Origin of the sequence: Cryptosporangium aurantiacum (assembly GCF_900143005.1) — a bacterium.
GTDB classification, from domain to species: domain Bacteria; phylum Actinomycetota; class Actinomycetes; order Mycobacteriales; family Cryptosporangiaceae; genus Cryptosporangium; species Cryptosporangium aurantiacum.
In genome coordinates, this window is sequence record NZ_FRCS01000005.1 from 230,935 (window position 1) to 248,076 (window position 17,142).

The 17,142-nt window shown below is 71.1% G+C and carries 18 protein-coding genes; 11 read left to right on the forward strand and 7 right to left on the reverse strand.

What is annotated here, in order from left to right; all coding sequences use genetic code 11:
* Positions 1-107 precede the first annotated feature (107 nt).
* Positions 108-1,256: a DNA recombination protein RmuC gene (locus tag BUB75_RS18685; RefSeq protein ID WP_073258831.1), complete on the forward strand. Its 1,149-nt coding sequence runs from the start codon at positions 108-110 to the stop codon at positions 1,254-1,256.
* Here the strand turns inward: BUB75_RS18685 and BUB75_RS18690 are convergent, their stop codons facing one another.
* The 3 genes from BUB75_RS18690 to BUB75_RS18700 all read right to left on the reverse strand — a co-directional run bounded on the left by BUB75_RS18690 (position 1,257) and on the right by BUB75_RS18700 (position 4,459).
* Positions 1,257-2,840 carry a methyl-accepting chemotaxis protein gene (locus BUB75_RS18690; protein ID WP_073258832.1) on the reverse strand — a complete coding sequence of 528 codons (1,584 nt, stop codon included), beginning with the start codon at positions 2,838-2,840 and terminating at the stop codon, positions 1,257-1,259.
* 142 nt (positions 2,841-2,982) lie between these two features.
* A complete protein-coding gene (locus tag BUB75_RS18695; protein ID WP_073258833.1) occupies positions 2,983-3,954 on the reverse strand; it encodes a 4-hydroxy-3-methylbut-2-enyl diphosphate reductase in 972 nt (323 codons plus the stop codon).
* Positions 3,955-4,078: 124 nt separating this feature from the next.
* A complete protein-coding gene (locus tag BUB75_RS18700; RefSeq protein ID WP_073258834.1) occupies positions 4,079-4,459 on the reverse strand; it encodes a hypothetical protein in 381 nt (126 codons plus the stop codon).
* 221 nt (positions 4,460-4,680) lie between these two features.
* Between BUB75_RS18700 and xseA the strand changes: the two genes are divergently transcribed.
* Positions 4,681-5,919 (forward strand): exodeoxyribonuclease VII large subunit, encoded by a 1,239-nt coding sequence (gene xseA / locus BUB75_RS18705; RefSeq protein ID WP_218617614.1) that lies wholly within the window; start codon positions 4,681-4,683, stop codon positions 5,917-5,919.
* A gap of 86 nt (positions 5,920-6,005) precedes the next feature.
* Here the strand turns inward: xseA and BUB75_RS18710 are convergent, their stop codons facing one another.
* A complete protein-coding gene (locus BUB75_RS18710; protein WP_143175291.1) occupies positions 6,006-6,797 on the reverse strand; it encodes a hypothetical protein in 792 nt (263 codons plus the stop codon).
* 156 nt (positions 6,798-6,953) lie between these two features.
* On the opposite strand from BUB75_RS18710, the gene BUB75_RS18715 reads away from it, so the two are divergent.
* From BUB75_RS18715 to BUB75_RS18725, 3 genes are all read left to right on the forward strand, one after another.
* Positions 6,954-7,145 (forward strand): exodeoxyribonuclease VII small subunit, encoded by a 192-nt coding sequence (locus BUB75_RS18715; RefSeq protein WP_073258836.1) that lies wholly within the window; start codon positions 6,954-6,956, stop codon positions 7,143-7,145.
* A 177-nt stretch (positions 7,146-7,322) separates the two neighbouring features.
* Positions 7,323-8,030, forward strand: coding sequence for a response regulator transcription factor (locus tag BUB75_RS18720; protein WP_073258837.1), 708 nt, complete (start codon positions 7,323-7,325; stop codon positions 8,028-8,030).
* 81 nt (positions 8,031-8,111) lie between these two features.
* Positions 8,112-9,662: a sensor histidine kinase gene (locus BUB75_RS18725; protein ID WP_073258838.1), complete on the forward strand. Its 1,551-nt coding sequence runs from the start codon at positions 8,112-8,114 to the stop codon at positions 9,660-9,662.
* Here BUB75_RS18725 and BUB75_RS18730 read toward each other — a convergent pair.
* Positions 9,644-10,285 carry a TetR/AcrR family transcriptional regulator gene (locus BUB75_RS18730; protein WP_073258839.1) on the reverse strand — a complete coding sequence of 214 codons (642 nt, stop codon included), beginning with the start codon at positions 10,283-10,285 and terminating at the stop codon, positions 9,644-9,646. The two genes, BUB75_RS18725 and BUB75_RS18730, sit on opposite strands and share 19 nt — an antisense overlap.
* Before the next feature lie 106 nt (positions 10,286-10,391).
* Here BUB75_RS18730 and BUB75_RS18735 point away from each other — a divergent pair, with 106 nt between their 5' ends.
* Genes BUB75_RS18735 through BUB75_RS18750 form a run of 4 tightly spaced genes read left to right on the forward strand, consistent with a single transcriptional unit; the run spans position 10,392 to position 13,604 of the window.
* The gene (locus BUB75_RS18735) at positions 10,392-11,123 is read left to right on the forward strand and encodes an ABC transporter ATP-binding protein (RefSeq protein WP_073258840.1); all 732 of its coding nucleotides are present in this window, start codon (positions 10,392-10,394) and stop codon (positions 11,121-11,123) included.
* Positions 11,120-11,851, forward strand: a complete 732-nt coding sequence (locus BUB75_RS18740; RefSeq protein ID WP_073258841.1) for an ABC transporter permease — start codon at positions 11,120-11,122, stop codon at positions 11,849-11,851. Before BUB75_RS18735 ends, BUB75_RS18740 begins: the two co-directional genes overlap by 4 nt.
* 53 nt (positions 11,852-11,904) lie before the next feature.
* Positions 11,905-12,816, forward strand: coding sequence for an ABC transporter ATP-binding protein (locus tag BUB75_RS18745; RefSeq protein WP_218617615.1), 912 nt, complete (start codon positions 11,905-11,907; stop codon positions 12,814-12,816).
* Positions 12,813-13,604 carry an ABC transporter permease gene (locus tag BUB75_RS18750; protein ID WP_073258842.1) on the forward strand — a complete coding sequence of 264 codons (792 nt, stop codon included), beginning with the start codon at positions 12,813-12,815 and terminating at the stop codon, positions 13,602-13,604. Before BUB75_RS18745 ends, BUB75_RS18750 begins: the two co-directional genes overlap by 4 nt.
* A gap of 176 nt (positions 13,605-13,780) precedes the next feature.
* Here BUB75_RS18750 and BUB75_RS18755 read toward each other — a convergent pair whose 3' ends face one another.
* Complete coding sequence (locus tag BUB75_RS18755) at positions 13,781-14,077, reverse strand: GlsB/YeaQ/YmgE family stress response membrane protein (RefSeq protein ID WP_073258843.1); 297 nt, start codon at positions 14,075-14,077, stop codon at positions 13,781-13,783.
* Positions 14,078-14,266: 189 nt separating this feature from the next.
* Complete coding sequence (locus tag BUB75_RS18760; RefSeq protein WP_073258844.1) at positions 14,267-14,890, reverse strand: DUF4245 domain-containing protein; 624 nt, start codon at positions 14,888-14,890, stop codon at positions 14,267-14,269.
* Positions 14,891-15,110: 220 nt separating this feature from the next.
* On the opposite strand from BUB75_RS18760, the gene glpX reads away from it, so the two are divergent.
* A complete protein-coding gene (gene glpX, locus BUB75_RS18765; RefSeq protein ID WP_073258845.1) occupies positions 15,111-16,142 on the forward strand; it encodes a class II fructose-bisphosphatase in 1,032 nt (343 codons plus the stop codon).
* A complete protein-coding gene (locus tag BUB75_RS18770) occupies positions 16,139-17,122 on the forward strand; it encodes a carbohydrate kinase family protein (protein WP_073258846.1) in 984 nt (327 codons plus the stop codon). Before glpX ends, BUB75_RS18770 begins: the two co-directional genes overlap by 4 nt.
* The last annotated feature ends 20 nt before the right edge of the window (positions 17,123-17,142 follow it).

Below are 17,142 nucleotides of genomic sequence, written 5' to 3' on the forward strand. Positions count from 1 at the left end.
GGACGAAGGATTCTTAACAGCATTTTTCGGACGTTTGGACGAGAATCTGCCGCTGGGGATGGCGTGCCGAACGTGGAACCGGAGACGGAATGAGTCACGATGCGCTCATGTCCACCGCCACCCTTCTCGGCCTGATCGTCGTCGCGCTGGTGTGTCTGGCCGCCGGTGCCGCGGCGGGCTGGTTCGCCGCGATGGCCCGGAACGCGGCCGAGACCGCGGGCCTGCGCGCCACTGTGGAGGCTTCCCGGGCGGGCGAGGAGCGGTTGGAGCAGGCGCTACGGGCGGTGTCCGCGGAGGCGATCGAGCGGAACAACAGCGCGTTCTCGCAACTCGTCGGGCCGATCCGGGAGAGCATCGCCAACGTCGAGCACACCGTCGTCGAACTCGAACGGGACCGGGCCGTGGCGCACGCCGCGCTGCGTGAGCAGGTCAACGCGATGCAGCAGACCGGCGAGAAGCTCCGCGTCGAGACCGGCCAGCTGGTCTCCGCGCTCAAGGCCCCGCAGGTCCGCGGACGCTGGGGCGAGCACCAGCTGCGGCGGATCGTCGAGGTGGCGGGGATGGTCGAGCACTGCGACTTCGTCGAGCAGGCCACCTCGAGCACCGAGGACGGCATCCTGCGCCCCGACCTGGTCGTGACGCTCGCCGGCGGCAAGAGCGTCGTGGTGGACGCGAAGGTGCCGTTCGCCGCGTACCTGGAGGCGATGGAGGCCCGGGACGAGCGGGACCGGTCCGCTCGGATGCAGGCGCACGCCCGGCACCTCCGCACGCACGTCGAGCAGCTCGCGGCGAAGGCCTACTGGCAGCGGTTCGAGCCGACGCCGGAGTTCGTCGTGCTGTTCGTCCCCGCGGACACGTTCCTGGACGCCGCCCTGCAGCGCGAGCCGAACCTGCTCGAGCACGCGTTCAGCCGGAACATCGTCGTCGCGACGCCGTCGACGCTGATCGCGCTGCTGCGGACGATCGCGTACACGTGGCGTCAGGAGGCCCTGGCTGAGAACGCGGCCGCGGTCCACGCGCTGGGGCGCGACCTGTACCAGCGGCTGTCCACGATGGGCGGTCACGTGGACAAGCTGGGGTCGGCGCTGGGCAACGCGGTGGCCCGCTACAACGACGCGGTGGGGTCGCTGGAGGCGCGGGTGCTGGTGAGCGCACGCCGGTTCACCGATTTGCAGGTCGCCACCAGCGACATCGCAGCACCGCGCCAGGTCGAGGCCGTCCCCAGGGCGCTGCAGGCCCCGGAACTCGTCGACTGACTACCTCCGGAACCCCGCGACCAGGTGTTCGAGTTCGGCGGCCATGCCGGCGAGCGCACCGGCGGACGAGCGCGAGCCGTCCGCCTGACCGCTGATCTCCCCCGCGGTGTCGGCCACGCCCCGGATCGTGTCGGCGATGCTCGCGGTGCCGGTCGCCGCCTCCGAGACGCTGCGGTTCATCTCGGTCACGGTCGCGCTCTGCTCTTCGACTGCCGCCGCGATCGTCGTCTGGAACTCGTTGATCTGGCCGATGACCTCGGCGATCTCCGCGATCGCTGCGACCGCGCCCTCGGTGTCGGCCTGGATCGCGGACACCCGCTGCGCGATGTCGTCGGTGGCACGGGCGGTCTCCTGGGCCAGGTCCTTGACCTCACCGGCCACCACCGCGAAGCCCTTGCCGAGGTCGCCGGCGCGGGCCGCCTCGATCGTGGCGTTCAGCGCGAGCAGGTTCGTCTGCTCGGCGATCGACGTGATCACCCGGACGACCTCGCCGACCTGCGCCGAGGACGAGCCCAGCCGCTCGACCGTGTCCCGGGCCCCGGCGGCGCCGCGCACCGCGGAGGACGCGACGTCCGCGGCTCTGGCGGCGTTCTGCGCGATCTCCTGGATCGAGGCGCCCATCTGCTCGGAGCCGGCCGAGACCGCCTGCACGTGGGAGGACACCTCCTCGGCGCGGAATGCGACCGACCCCGCGGCGGACGCCGCCCCCGAGGCCGACACGCTGATCTGCTCGCCGGAACTGACCAGGTCCGAGGACGAGGTCGACAATCGCTCGGCCGAGGTGGCGATCGCCGCGGCGATGGCCGCGACGTTGCCGACCGCGTGGTCGAGCTCGGTGCCGAGCCGTCCGAACTCGTCGCGTCCGGTCAGACCGGCCCGACGGGTGAGATCACCGCGCGCCAGTCCGAGGACGACATGCTCGATCGTGCGCAGCCGGGAGACCACCGACCGGATCAGCGTCGTGGCCACGGCCAGGACGGCGAGCGCGAGCAGGATCCCGGTCACCGCGATCGCGATCAGCGCCGAGCGGCGGGCGTCGTCGACCCGGGCGGCCTCACGGTCGGCCTGCGCCTGCACGCCGTCGGCCACCTCGGGCAGCGCCTGCTCGACGGCGGTGAACGCGGTGTTGAACTCCGGCAGTAGCGCCAGTGCCTGCGTGCGGCTGGTGGCCGCGGCGGTCAGGACCGCGTCGGCCCGCTCGGTGTAGGTGTCGATCGCGGTCAGCGACTCGTCGGCCGCACTGGACACCGCCGTGGACACGCCCGCGTCCCGTACCTGCTCGACCAGGCTGCGGAGTTCGTCCGCGTGGTCGGTGAACTCGGTGCGGACGTCGGAGAGGTTCGCCGCCGGGTCGACCAGCGCGAGCAGGACGTCACCGCGGATCGCGTCGTGGTCCATGTCGGCCTGGAGCGTGGCCCGGGTGAGCACGCCCGCGGCGAGCACACGCTCGGCGGACTCGTGCGCCACGGTCAGACCCCGCGCACCGACGATGCCGACGCCGACCGCGCCCACGACCGCGAGGACACCGAACGCCGAGAGCTTCTGGCCGACCGAACGATCCCCGAAGAACGAACGCAGCGACATACGGGCGGCCCTCCCGCGGCCGTGGAGTGCTGGCACTCCCGCATCGGCCACGGATCAACGCACCTGAGCATTTCCCGGGCGTCGGCCCGGCTGGCGCGCCCGGCGTCGCGAGCGGTTACACGGTCGGGAGGCCCGCCCGCGGTTACGCGGTCGGGAGGCCCGCCGCCTTCAGGTCGCGCCGCAGCTCCTGGGGCAGCGAGAACGCCAGCCGCTCCTGCGCCGAGAGGATCTCCTCGACCTCGCCGTACCCGCGCTCGGCGAGCCAGCCCAGGACCTGCTCGACGAGTTCCTCGGGCACCGAGGCGCCGGAGGTGAGCCCGACCGTCGTGACGCCGTCCAGCCAGGCCTCGTCGATCTGGTGCGCGAAGTCGACCAGCCGGGCGTCGTTCGCGCCGGACTGCTTGGCCACCTCGACCAGCCGGACCGAGTTCGACGAGTTCGTCGAACCGACCACGAGCACGAGCTCGCACTGCGGCGCGATGTCCTTGACGGCCTGCTGACGGTTCGACGTGGCGTAGCAGATGTCGTCGCTCGGCGGCGACTCGAGCAGCGGGAACCGGGTCTTCAGCCGACCGACGGTGTCCATCGTCTCGTCCACCGACAGCGTGGTCTGGGAGAGCCAGACGACCTTCGACTCGTCACGCACAGTGACGTTCGCCACATCCTCCGGCCCGTCGACCAGGTGGACGTGATCCGGAGCCTCACCGCTGGTGCCGATGACCTCTTCGTGCCCTTCGTGGCCGATCAGCAGGATGTCGTAGTCGGCCGCGGCGAACCGGCGCGCCTCGTGGTGCACCTTGGTCACCAGCGGGCAGGTCGCGTCGATCGACTTCAGGCTCCGCGCCGCGGCCTCCTGGTGGACGACCGGCGCGACGCCGTGCGCGGAGAAGATGACGGTGGCGCCTTCCGGCACCTCTTCGGTCTCCTCGACAAAAATCGCGCCACGCTTCTCCAACTCGGCGACGACGTGGCGGTTGTGCACGATCTGCTTACGGACGTATACCGGCGCGCCGTACAACTCGAGCGCCTTTTCCACCGTGACGACCGCGCGGTCGACACCGGCGCAGTAGCCCCGGGGCTTGGCGAGCAGGACGCGCTTGGCGGTCGAAGTCATGACCCCATGGTAGGCACGCCCATCACCGCGAACGCCGAGAGCGCCCCGGCCACCTCGCGAGGTGACCGGGGCGAACAGCAAAACGATCCCGGCCGGGCCGCCACCCGGCCGGGATCGATCGAGATCAGTCCTCGACGTAGAGGGCCCAGACGCCGTACCGGTGGCCCCAGCGGTCCCAGTCGTTGCCCCAGTTGCCCCAGCGGTTGTCCCGGTCCCAGCCGCGACGCCACTGGTTGCTACGCACGCAGACGTAGTCGTCGTGGCGGTCCCAGCGAGTCTGCCAACGGCCGGCGCGCTCGCAGGACCAGCGGCTGTTGTAGAGGCCCCGGAACTCCCAATCGTCGTCGTCCCAGCCACCCCAGCCGTGACCGCGAACCGTCTGGTTCTGCTGCGTCGAGCTCTGGGCGGTGGTGGCAGCGGCCGGGTTCGCCATACCGAGTACGGCGCCCGAGGCCAGCGTCAGTCCGGCCAGCATGACCGCGGTCCGGCGGATCGTGGTTGTCATGTCAATGCCTCCCTTGGTTGTTGCGGCAGAACGGAGCTAATCAGACAAAAAGTGCTTTTGGGGAGCTTCGGCCGGATTAATGTCATTCCGGGGCTCATTTCGTCGACATTTCGTCTTTGCGGACTAAGCGGACATAACCGTTCGGATGATGTGCTCCTGACCAGGTGGTCATGCGCGTTTGATGCGGACGGCGGAGGCAACCGGGGCCGTAGGCTCACGGTGTGACCGAAGCGATCTCCACTTCCCGAGACGCACAGCGCAGCTCCGCCGAGGCCCCCTGGCCGGTGCGCGTGGTGAGCATGAAGATCGGGCAGTGGGTCGCCCGGCTCGGCGACGTCTGGGTCGAGGGCCAGGTCGCCCAGGTGTCCCGCCGCCCCGGCGCGCCGACCGTCTTCCTCACGCTCCGTGATCCGGCGGCGGACATCAGCATCCCGGTCACCTGCCCGCGGATGGTGTTCGACGCGGTCCGCCCGCCGCTGACCGAGGGCGCTCGGGTCCTCGTGCACGCCAAGCCCGACTACTACCTGCAACGCGGGTCGCTCTCACTGCGCGCCAGCGAGCTCCGCGCAGTGGGTATCGGCGAACTGCTCGCCCGGCTGGCCCGGCTGAAGGAGCTACTCGCCGCCGAGGGCCTCTTCGCCGCCGAACGCAAGCGGCCGCTGCCGTTCCTGCCCGGCACCGTGGGGCTGATCACCGGCCGCGCGAGCGCGGCCGAGCGGGACGTGCTGGAGAACGCCCGGCGCCGCTGGCCCGCGGTGCGGTTCGCGGTGCGCCCGGTCGCGGTGCAGGGCACCCAGGCCGTGACGCAGATCCTCGAGGCGCTCCGCGAGCTGGACGCCGACCCGGAGGTGGACGTCATCGTGCTCGCGCGCGGCGGCGGCTCGGTGGAAGATCTGCTCCCGTTCAGCGACGAGACGCTGTGCCGGGCGGTCTTCGCGTGCCGGACGCCCGTGGTGAGCGCGATCGGCCACGAACCCGACACCCCGCTCGTCGACTACGTCGCCGACGTCCGCTGCTCGACGCCGACCGACGCGGCGAAGCGGGTCGTGCCCGACCTGAGCGAGGAACGGCAGCGCATCGACGCCGCACGGCAGCGGCTCCTCCGCGGCGTCATGTCCCGGCTGGACGCGGGGCAACAGTGGCTCGACGGGGTGCGCTCGCGCCCGGCGTTCGCCCGGCCGACGGTGCTGGTCGACCAGCGCGAAGCCGAGGTCGATGGGCTGCGCGAGCGAGCCAGGCGGACGCTCGCGCACCGGCTCGACGCCGCGGGCGCCGAGCTCGGCCAGGTGCGGGCACGCGTCCGGGCGCTCTCGCCGCAGGCCACGCTCGACCGCGGGTACGCGGTCGTGCAGCGGACCGATGGCGCGGTGCTGCGCGACGCCGCGGACGCCGCGCCGGGTGACGCGCTCCGGGTGCGGCTGGCGTCCGGCGAACTGCCCGCCGTGGTCACCGAGCGCTGACGCCCGGCAGGCGTCAGCGCTCGCGCGGCGTCACCGCTCCGAGCGCGTCACCGCGCGCGGTGCGGCGCCACACCGCTCGCGCGGCGTCAGCGCTCGCGGAACTCGACGGTGGCCACCGGCTGGCCGGTCCAGAACCAGCGGGTGTCGAACGCGCGGTCGAGCAGCCGCTCGCCGTCGCGCGTCAGGCGCAGCGTGGCGTCCCGGTCGTTGACAGCACGGACGCCACCCCCGGTGCCGGCCTGCGGCCGAGTACCGGTCTGCGGACCAGTGCCGGTCTGCGGACCAGTGCCGGTCTGCGGACGGGTACCGGTCTGCGGCCGGGTGCCGTCCTGCCCGGTGGCCGGACGGTCGCCGGTCTGCCGGCCGTCACCACGGTCGTCGTCCCGGCCGTCACCCTGGCCGTCGCTCCGACCGTCACCCCGGTCGTCGCCCTGGCCGTCCCCGCGACCGTCGTTCCGGTCGCCGGGACGGTTCGGGCGGCCGTCCCGCCGGGAGTCGATGCTGAGCACCGTCACCCGGTCGCGGTCCACGCCGAAGCTGACCGTGCCCCGGCGCAGGTCGACGACCGGTCGGGAGAGGAACAGATCAGGCCTGCGCGCGGTGTCGAACAGCAGGCCGCCCCGGTGCTCGATCACCCCGGGACGCGAGCCCCGCACCACCCGGAACGTGACCCGCAGGTCGTCGCGGCGACCCCGCTGCTCGGCGTCCACCGCTCGCACGCGGACGCCCAGCCGGCTCAGCTGAGCGACCACCGACCGGTCGAACGTGACCTCGGTCCGCGCGACTCGGTCTTCCGAAGCGTGCGCTGCCGCCGGTGCCGCGCCGAGCACCGCCGCCGCAGCCAGACCACCCGCCAACGCACGAGTTCGAATACGCATGAAGATCCCTTCCCCTCGGCCACACAGAGCTTCGCGAAAGGGGTGTCCATGTAATTAGCACTCAGTCAGTATTAAACCTCTTCATTTTGGAAACCGACCCTCGGGTCGAACCGCCCCGCCTGGTCGAGCCCCTCGCCGCCCCCTACGCTTGCGGCCATGGCGGAACGGCTGAGCTACGAGGACGCCCGCGCCCAACTCGTCGAGGTCGTGCAACGCCTGGAGGCAGGCGGAACGACGCTCGAGGAGGCGCTGGCGCTCTGGGAGCGCGGCGAGCAGCTCGCGACGGTCTGCCAGGAGTGGCTCGACGGTGCCCGCGCCCGCCTGGAAGCGGCCCGCGCCACCGACTGATCGCCCCCTCACAGCGGAACCACAGATCGGGCACAGTAACTGCTCAGGCTGCCTGGTCATCGTGGGTTCCATGACGACGAAGACGCTCCTCGCGAGCCGGACGGGCACCAGCCCGGGCCGAGCGCGGCACGATGTCCTTACCTGCCACTTCGCTTTCTGCGTGTCAGGCTGGACAGCATGAGCGAGCGTGCCGGACAGCGCCGAGTCCTCGTCGTCGACGACGAGGAGAACGTTTCGCACCTGGTCTCCACCGCGCTCCGCCTGGACGGTTTCACGACGGTGGTGGCCGACACCGCTCCCGGCGCACTCGCCGCCGTGGCTGAGCACGACCCGGACCTGGTCGTCCTCGACATCATGCTGGGCGACGCGGGCGGCATGGACGGCGTCGGCGTCCTGCGCAGGCTCCGCGAGGCCGGCGCCGAGGTGCCGGTGATCTTCCTGACCGCCAGGGACGCCAGCGGCGACGTGGTCGCCGGGCTGCGCGCCGGCGCCGACGACTACGTGGTCAAGCCGTTCCGGGTCGAGGAGCTGCTGGCCAGGGTGCACGCGGTGATGCGGCGCTCGGTGCCCGACCCGACCCGCTCGGCCACGTTGAAGGTCGCCGACCTGGAACTGGACGAGGAGAGCCGGGAGGTGCACCGAGCCGGCCAGGAAGTGCACCTGACCGCGACCGAGTTCGAGCTGCTGCGCTACCTGATGCGGAACGAGCGGGTCGTCGTCAGCAAGGCACAGATCCTGGAGCGGGTCTGGCGCTACGACTTCGGTGGTCAGTCGAACATCGTCGAGCTGTACATCGGCTACCTGCGCAAGAAGATCGACAACGTCGAACCGCGCCTGATCCACACCGTGCGCGGCGCCGGCTACGTCCTGAAGGCGCCGCGGTGATCCCGCGGGACCACGTTTCGCACGGACGACGAAATCCCTGAGGCGGCACCGCCACGCCGCGACGACGACCGGAGGCCCACGATGACGCGGTTCTCACTGCGTACCCGCCTCGTGGCGGTCGTCGTCGCGGTCACCGTGTTCGCGCTGGCCGCGGGCGGCGCCGCCACCTGGCTCTCGCTACGCGCGTACCTCTACAACCGCCTCGACACCCAGCTCCACGAGATGGCGAAGGCCCGCCAGCACTTTTTCGACGACCGGGTGACGCCGGACGGCGGGATCTTGGTCGACCTCACCGACCCGCGCTTCCTGGCTCCCGGTGGCGCCGACGGCAACGGCGGTCAGCAGACGATCCTGGAGCCGGACGGCGACATCATCGCGCAGCTCGCCGTCGTGTACTCGAAGTACCCGAGCGCCGACGTCCTCCTGACCCTGACCGACGAGGACGCGAAGAAGCTCGCCACGCACACGCACACGACGTTCAGCATGACGTCGGCAGGTGGGCAGGACATCCGCGTCGAGTCGCGACCGTTGAGCAACGGCATGGTCGTGGCGATCGCGTTCCCCACCAAGAACATCGACAACACGCTCACCCAGCTGGTCCTGGTGGAGCTGGCGGTGAGCGGCGCGGCGGTGTTGGCCGCGCTGGGCCTCGGCACGTACGGCGTCCGCGTGGGGTTGCAGCCACTGACGAGGGTGCGCCGGACCGCGCACGAGATCGCGGAAAACCTGAAACGCCACGGCAGCGGCCTGGAACGGCGGGTACCGCCGAGTGATCCCCGCACCGAGGTCGGCCAGCTCACCGAGGCGGTCAACACGATGCTGAGCGAGGCGCAGGCCGCCTACGCCCAGCGCGTGGAGAACGAGGACCGCATGCGTCGTTTCCTCGCCGACGCCTCACACGAACTCCGGACGCCGCTGACGTCGCTGCGCGGCTACGCGGAGTTGGAGCGGCTGCGCGCCGCGACGATCGGCGCCGAGGACCCGGCCGCCACCCAGGACGCCCTGCGCCGGATCGAGACCGAGGGTGACCGGATGGCCCGGCTGGTCGACGACCTGCTGCTGCTCGCGCGCACCGACCAGGGGTCGGCCGCGCCCCAGCTCGGGCCGGTCGCGGTCGACGAGTTGCTCGACGAGGCCGCCGACCGCGCCGGGGCCGCCCACCCCAACCGCCCGTTCGTCGTCGACACCCCGAACACCGGCCTGGTGCTCGTCGGCGACCGCGAGGCGCTGCTCCAGGTGCTCGGCAACCTGCTGCGTAACGCCGCGATCCACACCCCGGGGCCGCGTCCGATCCGGCTGGGCGCCCGGCCGGACGGCAGCTCGGTGCTGCTGCTCGTCGCCGACGAGGGTCCCGGCATGACGCCGGAGCAGGCCGCGCACGCGTTCGAGCGGTTCTGGCGCGCCGACTCGGGCCGTACCCGCGCCACCGGCGGCAGCGGCCTGGGCCTGGCCATCGTCCACGCGCTGGTCACCGCACAGCACGGCGCCGTCGGCATGAGCAGCGACGTCGCCACCGGAACCACCGTGCTGGTCCGGATGCCAGGGCTGGTCGACGACCGCGGCCGGTTGGTACACCAGCCCGCCCCGGACGCGTACTCGCAGCACTACCCGGACTACGGCCGCACCCCGTAGTCGGCCGGGACCCCGCGCTCGATCAGCTCGAACGCGCGACGGTACGCGGCCACCGCCCACTCCTTGACGTCCGCGAGCGGCTCGCCGCCGGACAGCCGGCGGCGGGCCTCGCCGACCACCGCTTCCCTGGCACCGATGACCAGCCCGGCGACGACGATCGGCAGCGGATCGTCGGGCGAGGCGTCGGTCTCGTCCGCGAGCGTCCGCGCCAGCGCGAGCAGGCTGCGCTCGCCGAGCTCCCGCTCCCGGGATCGCAGCGAGGGGGCGGCGTCGACCAGGCGGAAGAACTCGGCTGCGCCGTCCCACAGACCGGTTCGCCAGTCGTCGGACGTCATACCGTCGACCATGACCCGCCGCAGCGCGCCGACCGCGCTCTCCCCCGGTTCCCGCTCCCGGACGATCGCCGAGAGCAGGTCCTCGACCTCGGCCTGCCGGTCGAAGAACAGGTCTTCCTTGGTCGGGAAGTAGTTGAAGACCGTGTTGACCGAGACGTCGGCGGCCCGCGCCACCTCGGCGACCGTCACCGCGTCGAAGCCCCGCTCCGCGAACAGGCCCATCGCCATGTCCGCGATCAGCAGCCTGGTCTGCGCTTTCTTCCGCTCCCGCAGCGATAGTTCGCTCACCGGACGATCGTAACAGCGGCTCTATTTTTGGGGTGGTTGCAAATTTAGTGTCACTCTGTTTTTCTGGGTGGGTCCGGCCGCCGTGGCCGGACGGAGGGAGACGCTGATGCTGACCGTCCGTGGCCTGCGCAAGGACTATCCGGGGCCGGTGACCGCCGTCCGGAACCTCGACCTGGACGTCGCCGCCGGGGAGATCGTCGGGCTGCTCGGCCCCAACGGAGCAGGCAAGACGACCACGTTGCGCATGCTGACCACGCTGCTGCGCCCCACCGCCGGCACCGCGACGATCGCCGGTGCCGACCTGATCGCCGACCCGGCGGGTGTCCGGCGCCGGATCGGCACGGTCCCCCAGGGCGGTAGCACCGACCCCACGTTCACGATCCGCGAGGAACTCGAGCTGCAGGGCAGGTTGCACGGCCTGGACGCCCGCGCCGCCCGGGCCCGCGCCGACGCCCTCACCGAGGAGTTCGCGCTGGGGACCGACCGGCCGACCGGGCAGCTCTCCGGCGGCCAGCGCCGTCGCCTGGAGGTCGCGCTCGGGCTGGTCCACCGGCCCGCCGTGCTGTTCCTCGACGAACCCAGCACCGGCCTCGATCCCCGCAGCCGTGCCGCACTGTGGGACCGCGTCCGTGCGGTTCGCGATCAGGGCACGACCGTCGTCCTGAGCACGCACTACCTGGCGGAGGCGGATGCCTGCTGCGACCGGATCGTCGTCATCGACGCCGGTCGGATCGTCGCGGACGGCACGCCCGCCGCCCTGAAGCGCGAGGTCGGCGAGAACTCCACTCTGGACGACGTCTTCCTCGCCCTCACCGCACCCGGGGCGGCGGCGGCATGAGCGCGACCTGGCTGATCTTCCGACGGCACCTGCGGCAGACCACCCGAACGAAGATCGGGGTCCTGTTGGGAGCCCTGCAACCGCTGCTCTACCTGCTCTTCTTCGGCCCGCTCCTGGACGAGTTGGGCAGCGGCTCGTGGCGGCTCGTCGTTCCGGGGCTGCTGATCCAGCTGGTGCTGTTCTCGGCCGGGCTGGCCGGTTTCGGGATCGTGTTCGACCACCAGTTCGGCGTCCTCGACCGGTTGCGGACGACACCCGTCAGCCGGTTGGCGCTACTGCTCGGGCGGGTTCTGCGCGACGTCGTGGTGCTGCTCGTCCAGGCAGTGCTGATCATCCTGGTCGGAGCGGCTCTCGGGCTGCGCGCTCCGATCCCGGGCGTCCTGCTCGGGCTGCTGCTGCTCGTGCCGCTCGCCGCGGGCGTCGCCGCCGCGTCGTACGCGGTGGCGCTGCTGCCGGGCGCGACCGAGCTGTTCGCCCCGGTGATGACCACGGTCGTGATCCCGCTCGTCCTGCTGTCCGGGGCGTTCCTGCCGATGACGCTCGGGCCGCGGTGGTTGGACCTGCTCTCCCGGCTCGACCCGTTCCGCTACGCGGTGGACGCTCTGCGGGACCTGTTCGCCGGCCAGTACCTCACGGTCCCGGTGCTGCTCGGCGCCGCGGTGACGCTGGTACTGGCGGCGGCGACGACCGCGCTCGGCGTTCGCGCCTTCGAGCGGGACGCGATCTAGCGACGGCGGGAATCCCATCGCGAATTGTCGGAGTGCGTGCTTACCGTGTAGCGGTGCCTCCCCTGAACGCGATCGAGCTGTCCGGCGTCGTCAAACGATTCGGGGCGGTGACCGCGGTCAACGGCCTCGACCTGACGGTGCCTGCCGGGATCTGTCTCGGCCTGCTCGGGCCCAACGGGGCAGGCAAGTCGACGACGATGCGGATGCTCACCGGGCAGGCACGGCCGGACGCCGGTGACATCCGCGTCCTCGGCTACCAGATCCCGGCCGAGTCCAAACACGCCCGCGCGCAGATGGGCGTCGTCCCCCAGCTCGACAACCTCGACACCGAGCTGACCGCGCGGGAGAACCTGTCGGTCTTCGCCCGGCTCTACCGCGTCCCGCGCGCCGAACGGCGGGCCGCGGTAGACGCCGCGCTCGCGCTGGGGCAGCTAGCCGACCGCGCCGACACCAAGGTCGACGAGCTGTCCGGTGGAATGCGCCGCCGGCTGCTGATCGCCCGGGGGCTGGTCCACCGGCCGCGGCTGGTCCTGCTCGACGAACCGACCGTAGGGCTCGACCCGCAGGTCCGGCAGGAGCTGTGGGGGCTGATCGACCGGCTGCGCCGCGACGGCACGACCGTGCTGATGTCGACGCACTACATCGAGGAGGCGGAGCGGCTCGCCGACTCGGTCGCCGTGGTCAGGGCCGGCCGGGTCATCGCGCAGGGCAGCCCGGCCGAGTTGCTCGCCGGGCACGCGGGCCGCTCGGCCGTGGAGTACGGCGGTTCGCCCGACCGGCTCAGCGAGATCGAGCGGATCGCGGCCGCCGCCGGTTTACCGACCCGCCGCACCGGGCCGAGCGTCTCGGTCCTCCGCGCGGAGGAGATGCCGCCGTCGCTCGCCGCAGCGCTCGGCCCCGGCACCTCGCGGCCGGCCAACCTCGAAGACGTCTTCGTCACGCTCACCGGAGAGTTCGTCGCATGACTGTTCAGCCCCAGCAACGCCTGCGGTTCATCGAGCCGCAGGCCCTCGTCGGCGTCCTCGTCCACGACCTGGCGGTCTTCCGCCGCTACTGGCTGTCGACCACGTTCTCCTCGGTGGTGGAGCCGACGATCTACCTGCTCGCGTTCGGATTCGGGTTCGGCTCGCTGGTGTCGGTCGTCGGCGGGTACCGGTACCTGGACTTCCTCGGCACCGGCGTGGTCGGCACCGCGGTGCTGTTCACGTCGGCGTTCGCGGGGATGTTCCAGACGTTCGTCCGGCGGACGTTCCAGCACACCTACGACGCCGTGCTCGCCACCCCGGTCGACGTGCACGAGCTGGTCACCGGCGAAGCGCTCTGGATCGGGGCAAAAGCCGCGGTCTACGGCTGCGCGCCGCTCGGCGTCGCCGTGCTGTTCGGTCTTCGCCCGTCCCCGACCGTCGTGCTGGTGCCCGCGATCGGGTTCCTCACCGGCCTCGGCTTCGGCCTGTTCGGGATGTGGATGTCGGCCCTGGTACCGAACATCGACAGCTTCAACTACATCATCTCGGCCGTGCTGACACCGCTGTTCCTGGTGGCGGGCACGTTCTTCCCGCTCGACACGCTGCCGTCCTGGGCCCACACGGCGAGCCGTCTCAACCCGCTGTACCACTGCGTCGAACTCGTACGTCACGCGGTGTTCAACAGACTCGGGTTCGCCGATCTCGGCCATGTCGCCGCGCTCGCGTTTTTCGCCGCCGGCATGTGGGTAGGCGCCGTCGTCTTTCTGCGGCGAAAGCTCATCGACTAAAACAATTCCCGGCGATAGCCGCGGGACGGGTGACTCAAACATCGAACATTTCCGGGAAAGGTCACGATCTGGAGTACATCGGTTCTCAGAATCACTCCGACTCTTACGACGCGCGAACGCGGCCGGGGCCGCCCCCCGAAGGGAGCGGCCCCGGCCGCGTCGGTGGTACTGCTGACTTACCGAACCAGCGGGCGACGACGGCCGCTGTGGCCCCGACCGTAGAAGCCGGCGACCAGGGCGACGCCCACGGCCGCGAGCAGGACCTGAACGGCCAGCTCACGCCAGTCGATGCCGTTCGTCGCGGTCGGGATGCCGATCGCGCGGGCCAGGGCGGTGCCGAGGAACGCGGCGATGATGCCGACGACGACCGTCAGCCAGATCGGCATGGCCTGCTTACCGGGAACGACAAGCCGACCCAGCACGCCGACGATGGCACCGATAATCAGCGCGGTGATGATGCCGGTGATGGTCATGGCTACTCCCTTTACTCCGTGGAGGTTTTCGCTCCCTGTCGGGTTGGCGTTGACCATCTGATGCCCGGGGTGCCGAGTTCTCACACACGCGACCAAAGAATTTTTTTCGCGCCGGGCGTCCACACAGAATTGCGGATGCGGAGTCACAACCATTCTCGCTGGTTACACCGGGCAATAACCCGATGACACCTACTGCAGCGAACGGATCATCGTCCGGGCGGTGTCGAGGGACGCGTCACCGACGACGACCACCGTGACGTCCGGCTCGATCAGCACGAACGCGTCCTCCTGCCCCTCCCGGGCGGTGTACCGCGTCCAGCTCTCGCCTTCGATCTGCTCGACGCCGGCCGGCGCGCCGCTGTCGATGATGCTGGTGATCAGCGAGTCGGCTGCGGCGTTGCTCTGGACGAGTTGCAGGTAACGATCGTCGGGCGTCGCGTAGCTGACGCGGATCGTGAACCGTCCGCCCGCGGCGGGGTTGTAGGCGGCGACGGTTGCCCGCCAGTCCAGCCCCTGCGGCTCCCGGACCCGGAACGCCTTCTCCGCCCGCGCGGTGTTGTAGACGTTCGACGGGTCGACGGTCGGCGAATCCGACGCCTTCGGCTGGAACAGCGCCACGATCGCGACCAGCGGAATGACCAGGATGCCGAGCGCGATCGCGAGGTTCCGTACGGTGGCGTCCGCCCTGGTCGCCTTGGGCGGCGGCGTGCTCGTCCCGGCGTCGGTGCTGATCCCCACCGTGACGGGCTTGCGCTCCGGGGCCGAATCCACGATGTCGGCCATGCCACGGTCGTTCCCCACGCCACTGCTCATGCTTCTATCGTCGTACACGCGCGCCGAACTGCCACCCCCGGCTCCCGCCCGTGGGCTGAATCGAAACACTCTCGTCTCGTTCCGTGGCATACACCACCCCAGCCCCGATACCTCCGGGTACGACGCGTCCGTTCTGCCAGGATGAGGGCCCCCAGTCCGTTGACGGACGCCGGCGAACCGTCCGATCGGGCAGGCCACGAGCGTCCCGCGAGGAGGACCCATGTCGGTTGAACTCGGAACGCAACCCCAGGCGCCCGACCGGAACCTCGCACTCGAGTTGGTCCGCGTCACCGAAGCCGCAGCGATGGCCGCCGGCCGCTGGGTCGGCCGGGGCGACAAGAACGGCGGCGACGGTGCCGCCGTCGACGCGATGCGCCAGCTGATCAACAGCGTCTCGATGCGCGGCGTCGTCGTCATCGGCGAGGGTGAGAAGGACAACGCGCCGATGCTCTACAACGGCGAGGAGGTCGGCGACGGCACCGGCCCCGACGTCGACGTCGCGGTCGACCCGATCGACGGCACGACGCTGATGGCCAAGGGCATGCCGAACTCGATCGCCGTGCTGGCGGTCGCCGAGCGCGGGGCCATGTTCGACCCGTCCGCGGTCTTCTACATGGAGAAGATCGCGGTCGGCCCGGACGCGGTCGGCGTTGTCGACATCAACGCGCCGATCAGCGAGAACATCCGCCGGGTCGCGAAGGCGAAGCGCACCGGCGTCCGGGATGTCACGGTCTGCATCCTCGACCGTCCCCGGCACGAGAAGATCGTCCACGAGATCCGGCAGACCGGCGCGCGGATCATGTTCATCTCCGACGGTGACGTCGCCGGCGCGATCTCCGCCGCCCGCGAGCAGACCGGCGTCGACATGCTGGTCGGCATCGGCGGCACGCCGGAGGGCATCATCGCCGCCTGCGCGCTGAAGTGCCTCGGCGGCGAGATCCAGGGCAAGCTGTGGCCGCGCGACGACGAGGAGCGGCAGAAGGCCATCGACGCCGGTCACGACCTCGACCGGGTACTGCTGACCGATGACCTGGTCCGCGGCGACAACGTGTTCTTCTGCGCCACCGGCGTCACCGACGGTGAGCTGCTGCGTGGCGTCCACTACCGGCGCGGCGGCGCGACGACCGAGTCGCTGGTGATGAGGTCGCGTAGTGGCACGATCCGGACCGTGGGAAGCTGGCACTCGCTGGAGAAATTGCGGGCATACTCGCTCATCGACTTCGGACACCGCAGCGACGACGAGGACGAGTGACCACAAACCTGATTACGGTCATTGGCGAGAACATCATCGACCTGGTCCCTGACCCTGACCAGGTCGATGATGCTCCCTACCGCGCGCGGGCCGGTGGCAGCCCGGCCAACATCGCGGTCTCGGTGGCCAAGCTCGGCTCCCGGGCCGCCTTGGCCGCACGGGTGAGCCGGGACGTGTTCGGCGGGCGCATCCGCGAGCGGCTCACCGACGCCGGCGTGGACGCCCGTTACCTGGTCGACGCCGCCGAACCGTCATCGCTCGCGGTGGTGACGTTCGACGCCGAGCGCCGGGCCAGCTACGACTTCTGGCTCAACGGCACCGCCGACTGGCAGTGGCGTGACCGGGACCTGCCCAACCCGCTCGGCGAGGACGTCGGAGCCCTGCACATCGGTTCGCTCGCCGCGTACCTGTCGCCCGGCGCCGAGATGATCGAGAAGCTCGTCGCCCGCGAGGGTCTGCGGGGCCGGGTCACGCTGAGCTTCGACCCGAACATCCGCCCGACGATCGTGGCCGCCGCCGACGGCTCGCTGGACGCCGCCCGGGTGCGGACCGAGCGCCTGGTCCGGCTCGTCGACGTCGTCAAGGTGAGCGACGAGGACCTGGGCTGGCTCTACCCGGACGTCCCCGCCGAGGACGCCGCGGCCGAGTGGGCGGAGATCGGTCCGGCGCTGGTCGTCGTGACCCGCGGCTCACAGGGCGCGCTCGCGATCGGGCGGGCGGCCACCGTGACGGTCCCGGCGCCGAAGGTCACGGTCGCCGACACGATCGGAGCCGGTGACTCGTTCGCGGGCGCACTGTTGCACGCGCTCGACGTCCGCGGCCTGCTGGGCCCGGGAGGGGCGGACCGGATCGCCGGCCTGGACACGGAAACCCTCACCGAGGTGATCCGCACCGCCACCACAGCCGCCGCCCTCACCTGCACCCGCATCGGGGCTGACCCACCCACGGCCGCCGAACTCGAAGCCGCGCTCAAGGAGTGAAGCGGTCCCGTTCGGGCGGG